19 protein-coding genes are annotated in these 17,016 nt (G+C 70.6%); 11 read left to right on the forward strand and 8 right to left on the reverse strand.

The window, feature by feature from the left end; translation table 11 throughout:
- Positions 1-311: 311 nt before the first annotated feature.
- Complete coding sequence (locus ACZ4UU_RS25650; RefSeq protein WP_471905704.1) at positions 312-1,280, reverse strand: diacylglycerol/lipid kinase family protein; 969 nt, start codon at positions 1,278-1,280, stop codon at positions 312-314.
- Between the two features lie 221 nt (positions 1,281-1,501).
- On the opposite strand from ACZ4UU_RS25650, the gene ACZ4UU_RS25655 reads away from it, so the two are divergent.
- Positions 1,502-1,948 (forward strand): hypothetical protein, encoded by a 447-nt coding sequence (locus tag ACZ4UU_RS25655; protein ID WP_471905705.1) that lies wholly within the window; start codon positions 1,502-1,504, stop codon positions 1,946-1,948.
- 10 nt (positions 1,949-1,958) lie between these two features.
- Here ACZ4UU_RS25655 and ACZ4UU_RS25660 read toward each other — a convergent pair whose 3' ends face one another.
- From ACZ4UU_RS25660 to ACZ4UU_RS25670, 3 genes are all read right to left on the reverse strand, one after another.
- Positions 1,959-3,089 (reverse strand): RNA polymerase sigma factor SigF, encoded by a 1,131-nt coding sequence (locus ACZ4UU_RS25660; protein ID WP_471905706.1) that lies wholly within the window; start codon positions 3,087-3,089, stop codon positions 1,959-1,961.
- A 17-nt stretch (positions 3,090-3,106) separates the two neighbouring features.
- Entirely contained in the window at positions 3,107-3,520 is a 414-nt protein-coding gene (locus ACZ4UU_RS25665) for an ATP-binding protein (protein ID WP_004925829.1), read from the reverse strand.
- A gap of 249 nt (positions 3,521-3,769) precedes the next feature.
- Entirely contained in the window at positions 3,770-4,030 is a 261-nt protein-coding gene (locus ACZ4UU_RS25670; protein ID WP_062717999.1) for a UBP-type zinc finger domain-containing protein, read from the reverse strand.
- A gap of 62 nt (positions 4,031-4,092) precedes the next feature.
- On the opposite strand from ACZ4UU_RS25670, the gene ACZ4UU_RS25675 reads away from it, so the two are divergent.
- Positions 4,093-5,688: a Na+/H+ antiporter gene (locus tag ACZ4UU_RS25675; RefSeq protein ID WP_471905707.1), complete on the forward strand. Its 1,596-nt coding sequence runs from the start codon at positions 4,093-4,095 to the stop codon at positions 5,686-5,688.
- Here the strand turns inward: ACZ4UU_RS25675 and ACZ4UU_RS25680 are convergent.
- Together ACZ4UU_RS25680 and ACZ4UU_RS25685 are read right to left on the reverse strand one after the other, a co-directional pair.
- Positions 5,670-6,596 carry a 1-aminocyclopropane-1-carboxylate deaminase/D-cysteine desulfhydrase gene (locus ACZ4UU_RS25680; RefSeq protein WP_471905708.1) on the reverse strand — a complete coding sequence of 309 codons (927 nt, stop codon included), beginning with the start codon at positions 6,594-6,596 and terminating at the stop codon, positions 5,670-5,672. The genes ACZ4UU_RS25675 and ACZ4UU_RS25680 overlap by 19 nt on opposite strands.
- Positions 6,597-6,660: 64 nt before the next feature.
- The gene (locus ACZ4UU_RS25685) at positions 6,661-7,251 is read right to left on the reverse strand and encodes an N-acetylmuramoyl-L-alanine amidase (RefSeq protein WP_471905709.1); all 591 of its coding nucleotides are present in this window, start codon (positions 7,249-7,251) and stop codon (positions 6,661-6,663) included.
- 330 nt (positions 7,252-7,581) lie between these two features.
- On the opposite strand from ACZ4UU_RS25685, the gene ACZ4UU_RS25690 reads away from it, so the two are divergent.
- From ACZ4UU_RS25690 to ACZ4UU_RS25700, 3 genes are all read left to right on the forward strand, one after another.
- On the forward strand, positions 7,582-8,988 hold the full coding sequence (locus ACZ4UU_RS25690) for a family 2B encapsulin nanocompartment shell protein (RefSeq protein ID WP_471905710.1): 1,407 nt from the start codon (positions 7,582-7,584) through the stop codon (positions 8,986-8,988).
- A 141-nt stretch (positions 8,989-9,129) separates the two neighbouring features.
- Positions 9,130-10,269: a family 2 encapsulin nanocompartment cargo protein polyprenyl transferase gene (locus ACZ4UU_RS25695; protein ID WP_471905711.1), complete on the forward strand. Its 1,140-nt coding sequence runs from the start codon at positions 9,130-9,132 to the stop codon at positions 10,267-10,269.
- Between the two features lie 264 nt (positions 10,270-10,533).
- Positions 10,534-11,127 (forward strand): GNAT family N-acetyltransferase, encoded by a 594-nt coding sequence (locus ACZ4UU_RS25700; RefSeq protein ID WP_471905712.1) that lies wholly within the window; start codon positions 10,534-10,536, stop codon positions 11,125-11,127.
- 16 nt (positions 11,128-11,143) lie between these two features.
- Here ACZ4UU_RS25700 and ACZ4UU_RS25705 read toward each other — a convergent pair whose 3' ends face one another.
- Positions 11,144-11,734 (reverse strand): TetR/AcrR family transcriptional regulator, encoded by a 591-nt coding sequence (locus tag ACZ4UU_RS25705; protein ID WP_471905713.1) that lies wholly within the window; start codon positions 11,732-11,734, stop codon positions 11,144-11,146.
- 124 nt (positions 11,735-11,858) lie between these two features.
- Here ACZ4UU_RS25705 and ACZ4UU_RS25710 point away from each other — a divergent pair, with 124 nt between their 5' ends.
- The 5 genes from ACZ4UU_RS25710 to ACZ4UU_RS25730 all read left to right on the forward strand — a co-directional run bounded on the left by ACZ4UU_RS25710 (position 11,859) and on the right by ACZ4UU_RS25730 (position 14,802).
- The gene (locus ACZ4UU_RS25710) at positions 11,859-12,443 is read left to right on the forward strand and encodes a dihydrofolate reductase family protein (protein WP_471905714.1); all 585 of its coding nucleotides are present in this window, start codon (positions 11,859-11,861) and stop codon (positions 12,441-12,443) included.
- Between the two features lie 26 nt (positions 12,444-12,469).
- Positions 12,470-12,694, forward strand: coding sequence for a hypothetical protein (locus tag ACZ4UU_RS25715; protein WP_471905715.1), 225 nt, complete (start codon positions 12,470-12,472; stop codon positions 12,692-12,694).
- A 94-nt stretch (positions 12,695-12,788) separates the two neighbouring features.
- Complete coding sequence (locus ACZ4UU_RS25720; RefSeq protein WP_471905716.1) at positions 12,789-13,202, forward strand: YciI family protein; 414 nt, start codon at positions 12,789-12,791, stop codon at positions 13,200-13,202.
- A gap of 31 nt (positions 13,203-13,233) precedes the next feature.
- Positions 13,234-14,460, forward strand: coding sequence for an RNA polymerase sigma factor (locus ACZ4UU_RS25725; RefSeq protein WP_471905717.1), 1,227 nt, complete (start codon positions 13,234-13,236; stop codon positions 14,458-14,460).
- A 9-nt stretch (positions 14,461-14,469) separates the two neighbouring features.
- Positions 14,470-14,802: a DUF952 domain-containing protein gene (locus ACZ4UU_RS25730; protein WP_471905718.1), complete on the forward strand. Its 333-nt coding sequence runs from the start codon at positions 14,470-14,472 to the stop codon at positions 14,800-14,802.
- A 145-nt stretch (positions 14,803-14,947) separates the two neighbouring features.
- Here ACZ4UU_RS25730 and ACZ4UU_RS25735 read toward each other — a convergent pair whose 3' ends face one another.
- Positions 14,948-15,712: a VOC family protein gene (locus ACZ4UU_RS25735; protein WP_471905719.1), complete on the reverse strand. Its 765-nt coding sequence runs from the start codon at positions 15,710-15,712 to the stop codon at positions 14,948-14,950.
- Between the two features lie 131 nt (positions 15,713-15,843).
- Here ACZ4UU_RS25735 and ACZ4UU_RS25740 point away from each other — a divergent pair, with 131 nt between their 5' ends.
- On the forward strand, positions 15,844-16,998 hold the full coding sequence (locus tag ACZ4UU_RS25740; protein ID WP_471905720.1) for an inorganic phosphate transporter: 1,155 nt from the start codon (positions 15,844-15,846) through the stop codon (positions 16,996-16,998).
- The last annotated feature ends 18 nt before the right edge of the window (positions 16,999-17,016 follow it).

The following is a 17,016-nucleotide window of genomic DNA, read 5'->3' on the forward strand; positions in this document are numbered from 1 at the left end:
CTCTCCTTGGTATTACGTGCTGATTGCTTGTGAATGTGAACGCTTTCACGAATCCCTCAACAAGTGAAGGGCCAACCGCCAGGTTCCCTGGCGTGGGTCCTGTGATTTGAAGGGGGATTCCGGTGATCAGTGGAGGCCGGTCCTGCGGGCCGTCCCGATCGCCACGTAGAGACTCGCAAACCTCAGCGACGGATACAACCCCTTCCGGAAAGTTTTTTTTGATTCCTCGGTGTCGACTAGGTCACAGCCGTACTTCCATGGGGTGGATCCTGGCCTAAACGTTCGAGTGAAAGGACTTTAGCCCGTTCCGCTCACACAATCACACGCAGTGCACGGCGTACGCCTGTGAACGTCACGCTCGTACGCAGCCCGAGGTGGTCGCCGTCCATCTGGAGGGGCAACGGCACCTTCGAATGCAAGGTGAACTGGTCCAGGTCGTGGAGTGTGACCGCATGCTTGCCACGGGCCCCGCGCTCGGGGGACGAAGTGAGCAACTGGGTCGCATACCGGGCAACCGCGACCGTGGACATACGGCTGAGACCGAGTACGTCGAGACCGGTATCGAACGAGGCCTTAGGGGCCGCGTACACCGGGCGATTGCCCAAATATGTCCACGGAGCGGTATTGCAGACTATGGACAGCACCAAATCGGTCACCGGGTCCTGGCCCGGCCGCTCCAGCGTGATCGTGCCGTGCCGGCGGTTGGGCTCCTGGAGGAACTGGCGTACCACCTGGCGCAGGTAAAGGGCGTGTGTGGATTTCTTGCCCCGTTCGCGCTGCTGCTCGACCCGGCCGACGACACCCGCGTCGAAGCCGAGCCCCGCGCAGAAGGTGAACCATCTGGCCGGAGCCGCCTCGTCCTCGGTGCCCGGCGTGCCCGCCGCTATGCCCATGCCGACCGTACGTTCGCTGCCCTCGCTCAGGGCGTCGAGCAGGGCGCCGGTCGCCTCCACGGCGTCGTTGGGCAGACCGAGCGCGCGGGCGAAGACGTTGGTGGAGCCGCCGGGGACGACGGCGAGGCGGGGGAGGCGGTCCGGGTCGGGGCCGTTGTGCAACAGTCCGTTGACGACCTCGTTCACCGTGCCGTCGCCACCGAGCGCGACCACCAGGTCGACGTCGTCGCTGTCCGCGGCCAGTCGGCCCAGGTCGCGGGCATGGCCGCGGTACTCCGTGGTGACAACCTCGAGTTTCATCTCGCTGGCGAGCGCATGGATCAGGACATCGCGCGTACGTGCGCTTGTGGTGGTTGCTGCCGGATTGACCACGAGAAGTGCACGCATGGGTTGCAGCGTACCTACTGGGGGGTACCGGGCACAGGTCGAGGTGGGGATCAGGTAAGAGATGCAGCGTGAGCCTCAACACGGGGGGCTCCGCCGGTTGGGCCGGGCTATTGGGTGCCGCTCGCTGCCTCGTCCTCAAACGCCGGACGGGATGGGTGGTGCCGGTCTGCCTTGGCGGTCCTGGCCGGTGAGGCGATGTAGTGGAGGACTACCCTTCAGGGGTGACCAAGGAGCAGAGCCCCGCCACCCCGGAAACCACCGTCCCGCGACCGCGGCGGCTGACGTATGCGGCCGTGCTGACCGCGCTGGAAGGTGTGGGCCTTGCCGTCGGGGGCGTGTGGGTGCTCGTGCTGGGGGTTGCCGGGGATCCGGACGACCGGCAGCAGGCCGTCACGCTCGGGGTGACGCTGGTCGCGCTCGCGCTGTTGCCGTTGCTCGCCGCGCGGGGGCTGTTCGGCTTGCGCAGCTGGAGCCGGGGGCCGTCCATCATTACGCAGATCCTGGCGCTGCCGGTGGCCTACAGCCTGTTGCAGGCGGACAGCATCGCCATCCCGGCGGGCATCGTGATCGCCGTGATCGCGGTCGCCACGCTCGTCCTTCTGGTCAATCCGGCGACGACCGAGGCCCTCGGGATCCGGGGGCCCGGCAACACGCCGGATCAGCAGTAGCCGACGGCCGTCACTCCTCCACCAGCAGCTTCTCCCGCAGCTGCGCCAGCGTGCGCGCCAGCAGGCGGGACACGTGCATCTGGGAGATCCCGACCTCCTGCGCGATCTGCGACTGGGTCATGTTGCCGAAGAAACGCAGCAACAGGATCCGCTTCTCGCGCGGTGGAAGGTCTTCCAGCAGCGGCTTGAGGGACTCGCGGTACTCGACGCCCTCCAGCGCCTCGTCCTCCGCGCCGAGGGTGTCCGCGACCGCCGGGGACTCGTCGTCCGTGTCGGGGACGTCCAGGGACAGCGTGGAGTACGCGTTGGCGGACTCCAGGCCCTCCAGGACCTCCTCCTCCGAGATCGACAGCTTCTCGGCGAGTTCATGGACCGTGGGGGAGCGGCCGTGCTGCTGGGACAGCTCGGCGGTGGCCGTCGTCAGTGCCAGGCGCAGCTCCTGGAGCCTGCGTGGAACGCGGACCGCCCAGCCCTTGTCACGGAAGTGCCGCTTGATCTCACCGACGACAGTCGGGGTCGCGTACGTCGAGAACTCGACGCCGCGCTCCGGGTCGAACCGGTCGACCGACTTGATCAGACCGATGGTGGCGACCTGGGTGAGGTCGTCCAGCGGCTCGCCGCGGTTGCGGAAGCGACGCGCGAGATGCTCGACGAGCGGCAGGTGCATCCGGACCAGCCGGTTGCGCAGCTCCGCGTACTCGGCGCTGCCGTCCTGCAGCTTGCGCAGCTCGACGAACATGGCGCGCGCCCCGCTGCGGTCCTGAGGGTCGTGCTGCGTGGCCTGCACGCTGTGCGTGCTCATCGCCTCGTCCTCGGCGTTTCGCTGGTGCTCGCTCATCGTCCCGCCCGTTGCCCTCTCCCGAGCCCTCGCCTCTACTCGGACTGGGGAGACCCCCATCCGCCCGCCCAGAGGCGCGCCCTGCACGGCACCTTCGTCATCCCGTCCCTCGGCCAGGAGGCCGGCCTCCACGGAGTCGTCCTCCGGGTGCGGCCGGGCCTGCTCGGGGATGCCGTCGATGCCGTCCGCCATGCGTCGGGAACCGCTCGGACCGCTCGGGCCCGCCCCCAGGGTCTCGGCCGCGTCCGAGAAGGGGGCAGCGCCGTCCGGCAGCTCCCGTGTGCCGCGCTCTTCGTCCCGCACCGGCCCGTCCCCGTTCCTCACGCCGGCCCGGGTCCCGCGCCGCGCTGTTTGTAGAGGCTGATCGAAACGGTTTTGTCCTCGTCCACGGCGGAGGAGACCTTGCCCGCGAGGGCCGACAGGACGGTCCAGGCGAAGGTGTCCCTGGAGGGGGCGTGGCCGTCCGTGGTCGGGGCCGAGACGGTGACCTCGAGTGAGTCGTCGACGAGTCGGAAGACACAGCTGAGCACCGAGCCTGGCACGGCCTGCTGGAGCAGGATCGCGCAGGCCTCGTCCACCGCGATGCGCAGGTCCTCGATCTCGTCGAGGGTGAAGTCCAAACGGGCCGCGAGGCCGGCAGTCGCCGTACGCAGCACCGACAGGTAGGCACCCGCGGCCGGCAGCCGGACTTCCACGAAGTCCTGGGTCGCGGGCTCGCCTGCGATCTGGGACACCCTCACCTCCAAGGTGGTACAAGCTTCTCGGGGCCGAGGGTCGCCCCCCGGGGTAACGCGATGTGTGGTTCAGCGGTGACGCTATCGCGCTCTGAACTTTCCTGTCCCCAGGACCCCAACCCCTTGCCGTCACTCACAGTAAACCTGTGGACACGCTCCGTGTCTAGGGGTCTGCGGCTCCAATTGGGAAGAGCGCGCGCCGGGTTGACGTACCCAGACGTCAGACGGTCGAACCGTCCGGATCCAGGGTCACACGAGTACGTGGTCGACGAAGCACCAACGCCATTCCTCGCCCGGCTCGAAGGTCCGCATCACCGGGTGACCGGACTCCTTGTGGTGTTCTGTCGCATGCCTCCCTGGCGATGAGTCGCAGCAGCCGACGTGCCCGCAGCTGAGACAGAGCCGCAGTTGTACGGGGTGCATGCCTTCCGCCAGACACTCCGGGCACGTCTCGTTCAGCGCCTCGGGTTCCGGGTGCGGCAGCGCGTCGGCGTGCGTGCACTGTTTCATGATTGCCAGGTTACGACGGCCGCGACGATGGCCGCGCGGAAAAACGAGGGCGGGCGAGAACCATGGACGTGATGCCGCTGCTGTTGCTGGTGGCGGGGAGCGCCGCCGTGGCCGCGGCCGGGCGGCGGTCGCCCGTGCCGGCGCCGCTGCTGCTGGTCGCCGCGGGGCTCGCCGTGTCGTATCTGCCGGGGGTGCCCGAGTACACGCTCGACCCGCACGTCGTCCTGCCCCTGGTGCTGCCCCCGCTGCTGCACACCGCGGCGACGGACAGCTCGTATCTCGATCTGCGGGCTCAGCTGCGGCCCGTGATGCTGCTGTCGGTCGGTTACGTGCTCTTCGCGACCTTCGCCGTCGGCTGGGTCGCCTATCTCGTCGTACCGGATCTGCCGCTGACCGCGGCCCTGGTGCTGGGCGCGGTGGTGGCGCCGCCGGACGCGGTCGCCGCCACGGCCGTCGCGCGCCGGGTGGGGCTGCCGTCCCGGATCACCACGATTCTTCAGGGCGAGTCCCTGGTGAACGACGCCACCGCGATCACCGCGTACCGGGTCGCCCTCGCCGCGGCCGTCGGCGAGGGCGCGACCTGGGCCGGCGGGATCGGTGAGTTCCTGCTCGCGGCGTTCGGCGGCATCGGGGTCGGGCTGGTGCTGATGGTGCCGATCCACTGGCTGCGCACGCACGTGAAGGAAGCGCTGCTGCAGAACACGCTCTCCCTGCTGATCCCGTTCGTCGCCTACGCGGCCGCCGAGCAGGTGCACGCCTCCGGAGTGCTGGCGGTCGTGGTCGTCGCGCTGTACCTGGGACACCGCGCGTGGGAGGTCGACTTCGCCACCCGGCTCCAGGAGGAGGCGGTGTGGAAGATGGTCGCGTTCGTGCTGGAGTCGGCGGTGTTCGCGCTGATCGGACTGCAGCTGCCGGTGGTCCTGAAGGGCCTCGGGGAGTACGAGGGCGGCCGCGCCGCCTGGTACGCGGTCGCCGTCTTCCTCGTGGTCGTCGTCTCGCGGTTCGTGTGGGTGTATCCGGCGACGTTCCTGCCGCGCATGATGTCGGCCCGGATCAGGGAACGCGAGGGCGATCTGACCTGGAAGGCGCCGTTCGTCATCTCCTGGGCAGGAATGCGCGGCGTGGTCTCGCTGGCCATCGCTTTCTCGATCCCGCTCACGGTGCACGGCGGCGAGCCGTTCCCGGAGCGCAACCTCATCCTCTTCCTCACCTTCACCACGGTCATCGGCACCCTGGTCGTCCAGGGCGTGACCCTGCCGCCCCTGATCCACCTGCTGAAACTCCCCGGCCGCGACGCGCGGGCCGAGACCCTCGCCGAGGCCAACGCCCAGGCGCAGGCCTCCCGGGCCGCCGAACGACGCCTGGAGGAACTCCTCGCCGACGAACGCAACGCCCTGCCCGACCCGCTGGCCGACCGCCTGCGAGCCGTCCTGGAACGCCGCCGCAACTCCGTCTGGGAGCGCCTCGGCCAGGCCAACCCCGTCACCGGCGAGTCCGTCGACGACACCTACCGCCGGCTGTCCCGCGAGGTGATCGGCGCCGAGCGCGCGGTGTTCGTGAAGCTGCGCGACGGTCGCTACATCGACGACGAGATGCTGCGGACCCTGCTGCGCAGGCTGGACCTGGAGGAGGCGGCGGCCTATCGGGAGGCGGGGTGAGGGGCCGCCGCGGGCCACGGTGACCCGGTGATCACGGCCGCCACCGTCGTCCCGGGAGCGAAGGCACCCTCCTCCACCAAGGCGACAAGTCCATGCAGCAACTTGGCGACATAGAGACACTCGACGGGCATCCCGTGCCGTGCCTCGAAGTCCTCGGCGAAGTCGTCGAGTTCCGGTGTCGTACGGGCGTATCCGCCGAAGTGGAACCGCTCGTCGAGCCACCAGTCGCCCCGCGGGCCGCCGAACGCCTCGGCTTGCAACTTTCGTATGTCGTCGGCCAGGAAGCCGCCCTTGAGGACGGGGACGCCCAGGGCCCGTTGCCCGGGTCCGAGCCCGGCCGCCAGGCCCGCCATCGTGCCGCCCGTGCCGCACGCCACCGCGACCACCTCGGCCCGCCCGCGCAGCTCCTCGCCGAGCGCCCGGCACCCGCGTACGGCGAGGGCGTTGCTGCCGCCTTCCGGGACGACGTACGCCCCCTCCGCGTCCGCCGCCCGCAGGACGGCCGCCAGCGTGTCCGGATCGGTCTTGCGGCGGTACGTCGACCTGTCGACGAAGTGCAGCCGCATACCGTCGGCCACGCATCGTGCGAGGGACGGGTTGAGCGGGCGGTCGGCGAGTTCCTGGCCGCGGACCACGCCGAGGGTGTGCAGGCCGAGGAGGCGGCCGGCGGCGGCGGTGGCGCGCAGATGGTTGGAGTAGGCGCCGCCGAACGTCACGACCGTACGGCCCGCGGCGGCCTTCAGGTTCGGCGCGAGCTTGCGCCACTTGTTGCCGATCAGCTCCGGATGGATCAGGTCGTCGCGCTTGAGGAGCAGCCGCACGCCCCGCCGCGTGAACCGCTCGTCCGCCGACTCCTGTGCGGGGGAGGGCAGCCGGGGGTGGAGGGCGGTGAGGTCGGGCCTGGTCACTCGGTCATTGTCGCCCGGCGCCGTGGATTCGGCCGCCCTGCCTCAGCGGCACACCGGCTCCGCCCTACTTCAACCGCTCCCGGATCCGCTCCCGCATCCACGCCATCGTGAACCCGCGCGGATCCACCTTCCCGGGCTGCCACTCCAGATGCCCGATCACCGAGCGCTCCGTCCACCGGTGATGACGGCAGACGGCCGCCGACACCCGTTCGATCGCCTCCAGCTGGGGCTTTGGCCACGGGTCCTTGCCGTCGCCCAGGTTCTCGCACTCGAAGCCGTAGAAGTGCCGGTTGCCGTCGGTGTTGGCCTCGTTGTCGGGCGGCAGAGCCTTCTCCGCGATGACCGCGCGCAGGACGTCGTCGTCGCCGAGACCGGCGTGGTTGGCGCGGCCGTAGCCGACCAGATGGACCCGGCCGTCCTTGGTGATGACGCCGTGGCAGAGCGGGCCCGGCAGCCCCGCGTAGCCGTTGCGGCACAGGTCCACCGTGTGCGCGCTGCCCTTGGTCACCGTGTGGTGGATCATCACGCCGTGCACGGGGCCCCACGGGCCCACATGGTTGCGGTTGTGGTGCTCCCAGTCGCCGACCTCTACGACCGTCGCGCCCTCGGCCCTGAGTCTCTGCAGGAATCTGCTCGCGGACATGGGTGTGGCCATGGCCGCCTCCTTCACGCCGTACGCCGGCCGCCGTGCGCGGCCGTCTCGTACCGGTGCTTTACCGAAAACGGGCAGACGGGACTCCTCGCCTCGCACGGTGTGCGATGCGTTTCGGACAAGTTGCGTGGCGGGTTCGGGACGACCGTCGTGGCCGCGCGAGACGGCGCTGCGACTGGACAAGGTCCCCCTGTTTGCCCAGGTGGACGGTGATCCATTCCCGCTCTTTCGGGTAATAGCACCGGCACCCTCCGTGATGCAAGGCTCGGACATGGAGATCGCGATGCGTGGCGCCAAAGCGGTGCCGGTGCACGACCGGGAGGGCAATTCCTTATGTCGGTAGGCGAAGAGGTCCGCACGGAGCAGGGCCAGCCGCAGCAGAGTCTCGGCACTGCGGCCGCGCGGAACCTGGCCACCACGACCAAGTCCGCACCCCAGATGCAGGAGATCAGCTCCCGCTGGCTGCTGCGCATGCTGCCCTGGGTGAATGTGCAGGGCGGCACGTACCGGGTGAACCGGCGCCTGACGTACGCCGTAGGGGACGGACGCATCACGTTCGTGAAGACCGGGGACCGGGTCGAGGTCATCCCGGCCGAGCTGACGGAACTGCCGGCGTTGCGGTCGTACGACGACGAGGACGTGCTCGCCGAGCTCGCCCAGCGCTGCCAGCAGCGGGAGTTCGCGGCAGGCACACTGATCGCCTCGTTCGGCAGCCAGACCGACGAGGTGTACCTGCTCGCCCACGGCAGGGTGGAGAAGCTCGGCACCGGCCCCTACGGCGAGGACGAGTCCCTCGGCGTCCTCGCCGACGGCGCCTACCTCGGTGAGCAGGCGCTGCTCGACTCCGACGCCATCTGGGAGTACACGGTCCGCGCGGTCACCGCCTGCACCGTCCTGGTCCTGCCCCGCCAGGAGGTCGAGCGCGTCGCGGAGCGCGCCGAGTCGCTGAGCGGCCACCTGGAGCGGCTGCGGACGATCCCCTCGCAGCGCACCAACAAGTACGGCGAGAAGGAGGTCGACCTCGCGGCCGGCCACAGCGGCGAGCCCGACATCCCGCACACCTTCGTCGACTACGAGGCCCGGCCCCGTGAGTACGAACTGAGCATCGCCCAGACCGTGCTGCGCATCCACACGCGCGTGGCCGACCTGTACAACCAGCCGATGAACCAGACCGAGCAGCAGTTGCGGCTGACGGTCGAGGCGCTGAAGGAGCGCCAGGAGCACGAGCTCGTCAACAACCGCGAGTTCGGACTGCTCCACAACTGCGAGTACGACCAGCGGCTCCAGCCGCACGACGGTGTGCCCAGCCCCGACGACATGGACGAGCTGCTGTGCCGGAGGCGCGGCACCAAGCTGTTCCTCGCCCACCCGCGCGCGATCTCCGCGTTCGGGCGTGAGCTGAACAAGCGCGGGCTGGTTCCCGAGACGATCGAGATGGGCGGCAACCGCATCCCCACCTGGCGCGGGGTGCCGATCTTCCCGTGCAACAAGATCCCGGTCACCGACGCCCGTACGACCTCGATCATCGCCATGCGTACGGGCGAGTCGGAGCAGGGCGTCATCGGGCTCCAGCAGGCGGGCATCCCGGACGAGATCGAGCCGAGCCTGTCCTGCCGTTTCATGGGCATCAACGAACAGGCCATCATCAAGTACCTGGTGACGGCCTACTACTCGGCCGCGGTCCTGGTTCCGGACGCCCTCGGTGTGCTGGAGAACGTCGAGATCGGGCGCTGGCGGTGACTCTGCCCGCCCGGTTCTCCGCCGCCCGGACTCTCGTCGGGGGCCCGCCGTGTCCGGTGGTCCCCGCACGGGTAGACCTTCCGGGTAGGCGCCCAGCCGTAGCGGAAGTGCCACTGTCCGCCGACTCTCCGAGGCGATGCCATGGGTGAGTTCATGACGGAGACGGGGGCGCGCCCCGCGGGGGTGCGGCCGTCCACCGAGACGCTCGAAAGGCGGGGCTCCATCGCGACCGACAGCCACGGCGGTCCCGGTCCGCTGGACGGGCCCGAGGCGGCGGTGATCCTGGAGCGGGTCCGGGCGACGGTCGACCCCGAACTGCGCGCCGCCGTCGAGTGGTTGCCGACCTCCCTGCGCCGGATCACGCGCTATCACTTCGGCTGGGAGCGCGCGGACGGTACCCCGGCGGCGGGCAACGCGGGCAAGGCGATCCGGCCCGCCCTCGTCCTCACCGCGGCCGCCGCGCTCGGCGGACCCCGGGCGCGGGCGGCAGCCGTCCGGGCGGCGGTGGCGGTGGAGCTGGTGCACAACTTCACGCTGTTGCACGACGACGTGATGGACCGGGACGCCACCCGCAGGCACCGGGCCACCGCCTGGACCGTGTTCGGCGACGCCGACGCGATCCTCGCCGGGGACGCCCTGCAGGCCCTGGCCCTGCGACTGCTCGCCGAGGACCCGCACCCCGCGTCCGCGGCGGCCGGCGCCCGGCTCGCGGACTGCGTAGTCGAACTGTGCGCCGGCCAGCAGGCCGACACGGCGCTGGAGAAGCGGGGGCCCGGCGAGGTCGACCTGGACGAGGTGCTCGCCATGGCCGAGGCCAAGACCGGGGCCCTGCTGGGGTGCGCCTGCGCCCTCGGGGCGCTGTACGCGGGCGCTGCGGACGAGGACGTGGTGGCGCTGGACGCGTTCGGCCGGGAGGCCGGGCTCGCCTTCCAGCTCATCGACGACGTGATCGGCATATGGGGCGACCCGGGGCACACCGGCAAGCCGGCCGGTGCGGACCTCGCCGCCCGCAAGAAGTCCCTGCCGGTCGTCGCGGCGCTGACCTCCGGTGGTCCGGCGGCGGCGGAGCTGGCCGCGCTGTACGAGGTGCCGTACGCCGAGGAGGACCTTCAGCGGACCGCGCTGGCCGTGGAGCGAGCGGGCGGCCGTGACTGGGCGCAGACCCAGGCCGCCGAGCGGATGGCCGGCGCCATGCAGCAACTGGCCCGTGCGGTCCCCGACCCGGAGGAGGCGGGCGGACTGCTGGCGCTGGCGGAGTTCGTGACGCGGCGCAGCAGCTGACACGGCGACGAGTCGACGACCGCCGCCGAGGTGGCCGGCGGTAGGGAAGACCCCGGAGTCCCCGGGACCGTACGGTTCCTGACCCCGTACGGCCGCCGGGCGGCTCCGGACCGGCGGGTCCCGCACATCCCCACGGTGTGCGGGGCCCGCCTCTGGCCCGCCTCTGAGTACCGTACGGATCTCGACAATCTCCACCCCGCGGACCGCGCACACGTCCGCATCGCCCTACGATCAACGGCAGTTGACGCGAAGGGGCGGGAAGACATGGGCGTGGCGATCCGGACGGCGGACGAGGGAGACCGGGAGCTGGTGGCCCGGCTGCTGGACGCGGCCTTCCAGGACGATCCGGTCAGCGGCTGGGTGTTCCCGGGCGCGGAGCACCGCCGTGTCGCCCACCCCCGGCTCATGGCCGCGTTCACCGACATCGTGCTCGCCGTCGGCCGTATCGACGTCACCGAGGACGGCTCGGCCTGCGCCCTGTGGATATCCGTGCCGGCCGACGAGCCGGAGCACGACGAGGAAGGACCCGCGCGGCTGCGTGAGGCCGTCGACCCGGAGAACGAGCGCGTCGAGCTGATCGGCCGTCTGACGGACGGCATCCACCCGACGGGACGTGCGCACGAATACCTGTGGATGATCGCCACGACCCCCGAACGCCAGGGCGAGGGACTCGGCACCGCCCTTCTCAACTCGGTCCTCGACCGCTGCGACCGGGAGGGACTGTCCGCCTATCTGGAGGCGAGCAGCGAGCGCAGCCGCAAACTGTACGAGCGCCTCGGCTTCGTTCAGAAGGGCCGACCCCTCGACCTTCCGGACGGCCCTCAGATGTGGCCGATGTGGCGCGAGCCGCGGGGCTGAGCCCAGGAGGTCCGGCCTACTTCGCGGGCACGATCGTCTCCGCGATCCGCTCCACCAGCCCTTCTGGCACACTCACCCCGGGCAGGACGCCTTCCAGCACGTCCGGCAGCGTCAGATGCTCCAGGAGCAGCCCGAGCATCGCGAGATAGAGGACGGTGACGACCGTGTCGTCCCCGGGCAGCCCGGCGTCGCGGTGGAACTCCATGGCCTCGTCGAGGTCGCCGCGCACGGACTGGGTGAAGGAGGAGCGCAGTTCCGGACGGCGGGTGGCCTCCAGGCGCATTTCCAGCAGGGCCAGATAGCCCGTCCGGTCGCGGTTCGCGCGGCCCATCAGGTCATGCATGAACGCGGTGACCAAGCCACGGTCCTTGGGCCGGGTCAGCAACTCGGTGATCACGTCCGGGTCGGGCGCCAGCCGTACGTGCAGTCGGGCGTCGATCTGGCGGAGCAGGTCGTCGCGGCCGGTGAAGTAGTTGGAGGCGGTGCCCACCGGCACCCCGGCCTCGGCGTCCACCGCGCGGAACGTCAGCCCGCGTGCCCCCTCACGGGCGAGCACCTCGACGCCCGCGTCGACGAGGGCGGCACGGCGCTCCGGATTGCCCGCCATACGGAATCCCCTCTCTCGCTTTCCTCCGGTCCTCAAATGCCCTTGCAACCACTACAAGCGAAGTACTACAACTGGAGCACTACAACCGGAGTGGTTGTTCGACACCCTACGAAAAGAGACCGGCTTGCGAAAGCTCACCTACTTCATCGCCTGCTCGATCGACGGTTTCATCGGCGGCCCGGACGGTGACGCCACGGCGATGTACCCGTTCGTCGACGAGGAGTTCCTGGAGTTCATCAAGGCGGAGTACCCGGAGACCAACCCGACCCAGGTCCGCCGGGCCATCGGCACCGACGACCTCCCGAACCGCAGGTTCGACACGATCATCCAGGGCCGCGGCAGCTACGACCTGGCACTGAAGGATGGCATGACCAGCCCGTACGCCCACATGCGGGAGTACGTCGCCTCGCGCACCCTGGCCGAGTCGCCCGACCCGAACGTCGAGATCGTCGGCGACGACGTGGTCGCCAAGGTCCGCGAACTCAAGGCCGAGGACAGCGAGTTCGGCATCTACCTGTGCGGCGGCTCGCAACTCGCCGGCGCGCTGCTCGACGAGGTCGACGAACTCGTCATCAAGACCTACCCCATCGTGTACGGGACGGGCATGCCGATGTTCGGCTCTGACTTCGACGTCACCGAGTTCACCCTCGGCGAGGTCCGTTCGTTCGGCAACGGCGCCGTGGTTCGTACGTACAGCAGGAAGCGCTGAGCCCTCTCCCGCCCTACTCTGAGGGCATGGGCAGCAGCGCAGAGCACCACTGTCCCGACTGCGGACAGCCCGTCGACACGGTCGTCCGGCGCCACAAGACGCTGGGTGCCTGGGTCCCCACATGGGTGGCCGGCCCGTGCCGGAACCCCGAGTGCGGCGCGTACGCCGAGGGCGGCGCCGAGCACGAAGAGCACCACGAGCACCACAAGCGGCCCGAAGAGCCCGAGGAACCTTCCGAGAAGAATTCCTGAACCCTGTCGAGAATCCCGGACCGGCTCCGACGTTCCCTGTGAGAGCCGCCGAAACGGTGGCCCGAGCCGACGGAAACCGAAGGAGCGGACTGTGATGAAGTACCTGGTCATGGTGCAGGGCACGCAGCAGGACTACGAGGCGATGAAGGGCAAGGGGTCCGACAACTCCGTGGCCTGGAGCCAGGAGGACGTCCAGGCGATGTACGCCTTCATGAGCGACCTCAACAACGACCTCGCCGAGAGCGGCGAGATGGTCGACGGACAAGGGCTGGCCGAGCCCGCGAAGACCCGGCACGTCACCCTGGGCGACGACGGCAAGGCGGTGATCACTGACGGGCCGTACAGCGAGACCAAGGAGCTGCTGGCCGGGTACTGGGTGCTGGACTGCGCGAGCCTGGAGCGGGTCACGGAGATCGCCGAGCGCGTCCTGCAGTGCCCCCAGCCCGCCGGCGCACCCGTGTACCCGGTGGTGATCCGGCCCATCGACGACGGCTCCGGGGACGTCTGAGCCGTACGAGCCCCGGGAGCGCCCACCCGACATGAGCGTGACACCCGAGACCGAGGACCTGCTGCGCCGTCACGCGCCGCAGGTCCTCGGCGCGCTGGTACGACGGTACGGCCACTTCGACATCGCCGAGGACGCCGTACAGGAGGCACTGCTCGCCGCCGCCGAACAGTGGCCGCGCACCGGCGTCCCCGACAACCCGCGCGGCTGGCTGATCAAGGTCGCCGCACGCCGGCTGACCGACGCGCTGCGCGCGGAGGAGGCACGCCGGGCCCGGGAGGAGAAGGTCGCGGCGCTGTCGCCGCGCGACGCCTTCACCGCCCCGCCGCCGGGCGCGGACCGCGCTCCCCGCGAGGACGACACCCTCACCCTGCTCTTCCTGTGCTGCCACCCCGACCTGACCCCGCCCGCCCAGGTCGCCCTCACTCTGCGCGCCGTCGGCGGTCTGACCACGGCGGAGATCGCCCGCGCGTATCTGGTCCCCGAGGCGACCATGGCCCAGCGCATCAGCCGGGCCAAGCAGAAGGTCCGCGGCGTCCGCTTCGCGCGCCCCGACAACGGGGAGGAACGGCTGCCCGCGGTCCTCCAGACGCTGTACCTGATCTTCAACGAGGGCTATACGGCCACCTCGGGCACCGCCCTCCAACGGCGGGAACTCGCCGGCGAGGCGATCCGGCTGACCCGCGAGGTCCACCGTCTCCTCCCCGGCCACGGCGAGGCCGCCGGGCTGCTCGCCCTGATACTGCTCACCGACGCCCGCCGCGACGCGCGCACCGGCCCGCACGGCGAGCTCGTCCCGCTCGACGAACAGGACCGCGACCGCTGGGACAAGGCCGCGATCGACGAGGGCGTCGCCCTGGTCACCGGCGCCCTCTCGCAGGGGCGCGCCGGCCCGTACCAGCTGCGCGCCGCCATCGCCGCCGTCCACGACGAGGCACCCTCCGCCCAGGCCACCGACTGGCAGGAGATCCTCGGCCTCTACGACATCCTCGTGCGCCTCGTCCCCGGGCCCGTCGAGCGCCTCAACCGCGCCGTCGCCGTGGCCATGGTCCTGGGGCCGCGCGCGGGACTGGCCGAACTGGCCGAACTGGAGGGCGAGTTGGGTGCCGGGCACCGGCTGGACGCGGTCCGCGGACATCTGCTGGAGCGGGCGGGCGCGCGCGACGAAGCCATCGCCGCCTACGAGGCCGCCGCCGCCAAGACCCTGAGCCTGCCGGAGCAGCGGTATTTGCACGCGCGGGCGGCACGGCTGAAGCCGTAGCGTGGACTCATGCCCGAACAGACGTTCATCCTCCACATCACCGAGCGCTCCCTTTGGGACGCGGCCCGCGAGCGCGGCACGTACGCGATGTCGACGCGCGGCCGCACCCTCCAGGAGGAGGGCTTCATCCACTGCTCGACCCGAGCACAACTCCGACCCGTGGCCGACTTCCTGTACGGCTCCTACGACGGCCCCGACGAACTCGTGGTCCTGGTCGTGGATCCCACACGGCTCGACGCGCCGCTGAAGTACGAGGCGCCGGAGCCCGGGGGAGAGGCGTTCCCCCATGTGTACGGGCCCATTCCGGTGGACGCGGTGGTGGACGTGGAGCCGTGGGGGTGAGGGGGCGCGGCCGGTTATGGCGGTGGGCCGTGGCAGTGTGGGTGATGCCCCACCAGTTCGGTGCCGTCGCCTCCACAGGGGTGGGAATCGGCGTGCACGACGCCCACGCCGAACGAGGACGGCCGGGCGCACAGGCTCTGCGTCTTCAGCTCGGGCTAGGGGCAGGCAGCCCACCCGTCTCCGGATCCCGCCCCGTCAGGCAGTAGACGCCGCCCGCCGGATCCCGCATCACCGTCCAGTGGGCACCCTGGGCGACGAAGGCCGCGCCGAGCTCCTCGTGCCGGGCGCGGGTCGCCGCGATGTCCGCGCAGGCGAGGTCCAGGTGGGCGGAGGCGGCGCGCTCACCGTCGGCCCGCTCCTCGCCGAGCCGCTGGAGCAGGACGCGGACCGGCAGCCCGTTCGGCGGCCGGAGCACATGGAACTCGGGGCGGGAGCCGGGCGCCGACGTCCAGTCGGCCAACAGGTCGCTCCAGAAGGCGACTTCGGCCTCGTACAGGGACGTCGGTACGTCGACGCAGACCTGGTCGAGCCGGCTGCCGCGCACCACGGGAGGCCGTACCGACTCCCCGTGCCAGGGCACGGCGCAGAACAACTGCCCGGCGGGCGAGCGCAGTACGGCCCACCCCTCGTGCTCGGCGGCGATCCCCGCGCCCCGCTGAAGCGCCGACTTCACGAACCCCGGTACGTCGTCCACGGCGAAGTCGAGATGCGCGCCGCCGGTGCCCGAGCCGACTCCCTGGACCTTCACACAGGCGTCGGCGCCGGAGTCCGGCACCAGCGTCACGAACTCCCCCTGATCACCGCGGAATTCGGACAGCCGGGTATCCGTCACCGCGGTCCAGAAGGCATGGGCCCGGGCGAAGGACGCGGCGGGGCGGTCGACGAAGGCGTATGTCCAGCGGATGCTCATGCGGGCGATCGTAGATCCGTCGCGGTCACCATCGCGGCTTCGCAGGACCCTTACCAACCGCGCGCCGACTCCTGGGACACGCTTTGCCATCGGTTCGCCGTGAATTGGCCCGCGCTTGTTTGCATTGGGGAATGGACCACATCACGTTCCTGGTGGCGGTCGTCATCGTGACGGCCCTCGCTTTCGACTTCACCAACGGATTCCACGACACGGCGAACGCGATGGCCACATCCATCGCCACGGGGGCGCTCAAACCGAGGACGGCCGTGCTCATCAGCGGCGTCCTGAACGTCGTCGGTGCCTTCCTGTCCACCGAGGTCGCCAAGACGATCTCCGGCGGCATCGTGGACGACGCCCTCGTCAGTCCGGGCATGATCTTCGCCGGGCTCGTCGGGGCCATTCTGTGGAATCTGCTGACCTGGCTGGTCGGGCTGCCGTCCAGCTCGTCGCACGCGCTGTTCGGCGGGCTGATCGGAGCCGTCTGGGTGGGTGCGGGGTCGCACGGCGTGCACTTTGACAAGGTTGTCGAGAAGGTGCTGATCCCGGCGGTGGCCTCGCCGATCGTCGCGGGGGTCGCGGCGCTGCTGGCCACGTTCCTGGCCTACAAGCTCACCGCCCGCGCCCGCAGCCGGTCCGTCACCAAGGGCTTCCGCGTCGGGCAGATCGCCTCGGCCTCGCTCGTCTCCCTGGCGCACGGCACCAACGACGCGCAGAAGACGATGGGCGTCATCACGCTGACCCTGATCTCGGCGGGTGCGCTGGGCCACGACTCCGGCCCGCCCCTGTGGGTGATCACCTCGGCCGGCCTGGCGATCGGCCTGGGCACCTACCTCGGTGGCTGGCGGATCATCCGCACCATGGGCAAGGGCCTCACGGAGATCCAGTCCCCGCAGGGCTTCGCCGCCGAGACGGCCTCCACGACGGTCATCCTCACCTCGGCCCACCTGGGCTTCGCCCTGTCCACCACGCAGGTCGCCTCGGGCAGCATCCTCGGCGCGGGCCTCGGCCGGCGTCTGGCGGAGGTCCGCTGGGGCGTCGCCGGGCGCATGGTCGTGGCCTGGATGGTCACCCTGCCGGCCGCCGCCCTCGTCGGCGGCGTCTCGGCGAGCGTGGTCAAGCACGGCGGCAACCTCGGTACGGCCGTGGTCGCCCTGGTCGGCGCGGCCGTGGCCGCCGGCATCGTGCTCGTCTCCCGGCGCAACCCGGTCTCCGCGCACAACGTCAACGACGCCCACGAGGTCACGATCCGCGGCACCGAGCCGACCAAGGTCGGTACGGCCGCCTGAGACAAGGGGAGTTCCCAT

The organism is Streptomyces sp. NPDC028907, from assembly GCF_055564995.1.